Source organism: Phocaeicola sp. RTP21359st1_B8_RTP21360_211022 (genome assembly GCF_040911965.1).
Lineage (GTDB): Bacteria > Bacteroidota > Bacteroidia > Bacteroidales > Bacteroidaceae > Phocaeicola > Phocaeicola vulgatus.
The window spans coordinates 1-4,729 of record NZ_JBDFXP010000092.1 but is presented as its reverse complement, the minus strand read 5'-3'; the positions used below and the strand labels follow the sequence as shown (position 1 = coordinate 4,729).

3 protein-coding genes are annotated in these 4,729 nt (G+C 44.9%); 1 reads left to right on the top strand and 2 read right to left on the bottom strand.

The genetic code is table 11. The features are described from left to right. Positions 1–553: 553 nt before the first annotated feature. Positions 554–2,260 (bottom strand): PNGase F N-terminal domain-containing protein, encoded by a 1,707-nt coding sequence (locus AB5062_RS22350; protein ID WP_057280253.1) that lies wholly within the window; start codon positions 2,258–2,260, stop codon positions 554–556. A gap of 78 nt (positions 2,261–2,338) precedes the next feature. Then, a complete protein-coding gene (locus tag AB5062_RS22345) occupies positions 2,339–2,977 on the bottom strand; it encodes an HU family DNA-binding protein (protein ID WP_057280252.1) in 639 nt (212 codons plus the stop codon). A gap of 313 nt (positions 2,978–3,290) precedes the next feature. Between AB5062_RS22345 and AB5062_RS22340 the strand changes: the two genes are divergently transcribed. Further along, positions 3,291–4,442, top strand: coding sequence for a VapE domain-containing protein (locus AB5062_RS22340; RefSeq protein WP_057280251.1), 1,152 nt, complete (start codon positions 3,291–3,293; stop codon positions 4,440–4,442). Positions 4,443–4,729: the final 287 nt, after the last annotated feature.

Below are 4,729 nucleotides of genomic sequence, written 5' to 3'. Positions count from 1 at the left end.
TTAGTTCCTTCAGAACTATGTTTTTCAATTTAATTTAGATTAACGGTGCAAATATATAACAATTTTAATATATATAAAGGGTCTCTTGAAAAATATTTTTAATATGCCCTGATTTTTAACGTTTGAGATGCCTGAAGCACCTTATTTAAAGAGAGAACTGCTAACTGTCACAGAACTTTCTTGAAATGATTTATATTATTTTTTCATCGAATATTTACCCTTTGTTTGGTAGTCGGTAGAAAACAGGTAACGTATATTGGGATAAGAACCAAAGGAAAAAAGGTGATGTCAGTCCATGCCGTTGGTGTATTGCTAGAGAAAATATACCTTTTTATATATAAGTTTGCAGACAACAATCAAAAGATGAAAGGAAGGACGGAAGAGGGAAAGAAGTCCAAACAAACTGTAGGCTGTAATTTTAAGTCCTTGAACTTGCCCATGTGACAACTTGCCCAAGGACAAGATTGTCCTTTGAGGAGATAGAAAAGTTGGAACATTCCTTGTCCTGCGGTGACAGAAACATTTCTGTTATCGCAGGACAAAGGAATTTACATTAATAAATAAGCGTACCCGAGATACACCAATAACTATTGCTTCCTCCTTCGGGAGCACCCTGCGGTATTTTTACGGTGATGCTGTGTTCACCCGCTTCCAGATCACCCAAATAGATGTATTCGGGATTGGTCGCCGTACCCGGACACCAGTTGGAACGGCTCAAGTCGGAAGAACTCAGTCCATTGGAGAAATTACCCGAACAAGGATTCCAGTTACGATAAGTTCCACAATCATCCCGCCAAGGTACGAAAGAGATCACCTTTTCACCGTCCAAATAGAGAGTGTTCGGTTTCTGGTTGAACTCATCACCGCCTCCCCAACCGCCATGTCCCGTGGTGAGATAGTACAGACGGGCGTTCTTGGCAGGCTCCTTCAAGGTGAACTTTACGGTCAGAGAATCCTGACGCATGAAAATCGGATAAGGCTGTCCTGCCTGCTCCAGATAATTCACTGTATTGAACAGCGGAAGAGTATTATAAACCCGATGTTCTTCATCAGGATAATACTTCAGTTTCAACGACAGACGATGTCCTTTGGCATCCCAGTTGCCGATGTAAGCGCCAATCCAAGCTTCCCCTTCCAATTTTTCGGCCAGTGGGGTTACCTCCATTTTGTAAAGTACGGAGTCCACCCAGTCCTGCCCCTTCACCTTATTATAATTGAACTTGCGCACACCGAAACCGGTGAAGAAACGCATCAACTCTAAAGGCACATCATACTCCGCTGTGGAAATCAGCCCGTGGTAGTCCGTATTTTCCGAGCGGAAAGAGGGAACTTTCTTCAAATCACGTATGGCATCAAGAAAAGACAGCTGCTTGCCTTCCGGTATCAGAAAGACAGAACCGGTGCGGTCGTAAGCATCACCGTCCGAGTATTGGACAACTTCCGCAAAGACGGTACGATTCTTCACATAGTCGGGCAGCTTCACTTTCTTCAACAGGATGGTGCCGCCTCCGGCACTGTATTGTACGCCATCCTCCAGTACTTCGGGCAATTTAGCGTTGTTGAAGCAGATGCTCTGCTGGTCGAAGACCGGAATTGTGATAACTCCGCTTTGGTTGATGGTATATTGGTAGTCGGCCGCATCCATGCTTTCCCCCCACGACTGTGGCAACACATCCTTTCCTTTCTTCAGCGGGGTAATATGGGTGGCTTCCTGAATCATGTCACCGTTTCGCACGACTCTCAGTACCAATCCGTCAGGTACACCCACATTGGCTTGCGGAGTACCACGAAAAGGGATGTCGTTGGTATACCACACCTCGATGGTGTTGGAATTGATGGATGTGCGCAAAATTTTGCAGTTCATCCCTAAGTGTTTTCCTTCGCCCGTTTGCGTGAAACCTTTGCCGAATTCGAAGGGAGTGACCGCAGATATCACTTGCCCGTTAGGTAGTTCAGCCCTGCGGTATGCCTGCCGGGTAGTGTAGTCTATGTAACTGCCGGTCACAGGTGTCTTGTCTTCCGGGCGGGGACTGGGACGGTCGTTTTGCTCCGGCCATACGTTAGTCAATGATACGCGGTCACCGGACACGGTCATCAACAGATGCCCCGGCCGGGCTTTCCCTTTGTAATTCGATTGATAGGTCACCTCGATACCTTGTGCATTCTTCACTTTTCCAGGGTAGTTCTGCGCGCAGACCGTCCCGCTGCTAAGCAGGAAGCACAAGCCGATTCCTACGTTTTTCAAGATGGTTCTTTTCATTTTTTCTTATTTTAAAGTATGATATAACAATTCGTTTTACATGAAACACAAAATTCTCCCTTCACCCTATCCGGCTCGTTACCAGCGATCTGCCGTGTAGGAACGTCCGTAATACCCTTTAACCGGTATGTAGGCAGTGGCATTTTTGTAGCCCTCGCGTTGTAATGACGGATGGTCTCCTTGGGTCAGTGCCTGTAAGCGGCGGTATGCGGTAGAACGGGTCATTCCGCAGACCTGCTGCATCCGGGCACAGGTGATACTGCGATGATCTTTAAAATATTCACTCAGCAGCCCGTCTACTTCGATAGGCGACAAGTCCACCGTGTGCACCTTGTATCGTTCTCTTACAAAATGTGCCCGGCTTATAATACTCTTCTTGAAACTTTTCTCAGGCTGGAAGTTGACTCCTGTTATCTGTACTGTGCCACGGGTCATTTTCTTAGGATTTTCACTTTCTGTGGAGCCGATACTGACAGAGAAATACCCTAATCCGTTGATATGGATTCGTTTGCCGTCACCTAATTTCTCGGACAGAATATCTATCAGTCCCTCTACCACTGCCGCCCAGTCCGAACGGCTTACTGAAGTATAAAGCGTAGCCTCGTGTATCAAGTCCTTCGAGTGGATGGTCTGCTTGTTGGTGTTTCTCACATGGTATTTTTTCTTTTCCCCGTCATTTGCCGGAGATTCATAGATATCAAATTTAATGTCTGACATAATGTACTATGTATTTGTTTTATTTATAGGATGTTATCGTGCAAACTTACAGAACATTCTGTTGCTTCACCTTAGTGAAGCGGCAGTTTCACCCGTGTGGCAATGGCTCTTCACTAAAGTGAGTAGGCAACTTCACGTCAGTGAGAACCCAGATTCTTCCGGACGAAGGTACGGATTCTTTCGTCCTCTTGCAAAGATTCTGCCATAAATGTTTCACACGTTGGATTTATTTTAATTTGTCGGGCAAAGTTCTTGCAAAACCCTGTTTTGCAGAACTATCTTCACACCTCAAATCAATAAAAAAACAGATTTAATGGAAAAAGAAAAAGACTCAAAACTGAAACAAGCCATGAAAGGGCTTGATTCGTTCCTCACCACTCATTATTCCTTTCGTTACAACCAAATAACAGAACAATGCGAATTTCATGACAAGCACAAGTTCGATAAATACCGTGTGGTGGATGAGCGAGAATTCAACACATTGGTTATTAATGCAATAGAGGAAGGCGTGAACTGTATGGACCGTGATATGCGCCGTTATCTGGGTTCGTCACGCATTCCTTCTTTTCACCCCGTGACAGCCTATTTGGAACATCTGCCACACTGGGACGGGCACGACAGAGTAAGCGAGCTGGCACACTCGGTAAGCGATGAAACGCAATGGGTGGAGGTGTTTCATATCTGGATGCTGGGCATGGTGATGCAATGGAGCGGTAAAAACCGGATGCATGGCAACTGCCTGATTCCCATTTTGGTTAATCCCCTTCAGGGCCTGAAGAAGTCTACCTTTTGCCGGTCGCTCCTTCCACCAGCGTTACGTGGATATTATACCGATGACTTCGATGTGACCCGCGAGGGGGATGCCCTGCGCAAAATGCGCTCTTTGGCTCTTATCAATATAGACGAATTCAATCGGATGGAAGAAGGTAAACTGGCACGGTTGAAGAATCTAGTCCAAATGAGCGGTCTTAGTATGCGCCGTCCGTTTCAAAGCAGCTATAGCCAGCAACCGCGCCTTAGTTCATTTATTGGCACTTCCAATTTTTGCGATCTGCTGACCGATTCTTCCGGTAACCGCCGTTTTTATCCGGTGATGACCAAAGGGAGTATCCGTTTGCCTCGCATCAATTATAAACAACTTTATGCTCAGTTAAGAGATGAACTAAAACATAACCGCCGCTATTGGCTCTCACCCAAAGAAGAACAGGCTGTCAGCTTGCGTAATGACGCATTTTTGCGCCGTCCCATAGAGGAAAGCCTCTTTTATAGCTGCTTCAGTCTGCCCCGAGATGAGGAGAAGTTTCAAAGATGGACTATCGGCCAAATTTATGAAGTGATGAAAAAGGCCAGTCCTGAAACCATGCGTGATGTCAAGATGAGAGCCTTCGGAAAACATTTGGCTCTGATGGGAGTGAAGAAATTACATACCCGCTATGGTGACCAGTATCTGCTGAACCGGCTCTAACTGATAAACCATTTCAAGGAAATACTGAAAGTTCTGTCACCATATAATATTGAAGTCCAGCGATATGTGGTGACAGAATAAAAAGTATTACAATACAATATTTATTAACCCTATCCTAATTTAAATTTGACTATGGTAACGGGATGGTAGCTAGTAGAAAACTGGTAGAAATCGCAAATTTATTTCCTGTTTGTAAATTCAAGGACAAAGATCATCTTAAAATTACCAAAGTACATATGCTTTGATTATCAGATACATAGCTGCAAGAGTAGTTCTGAAGGAACTAA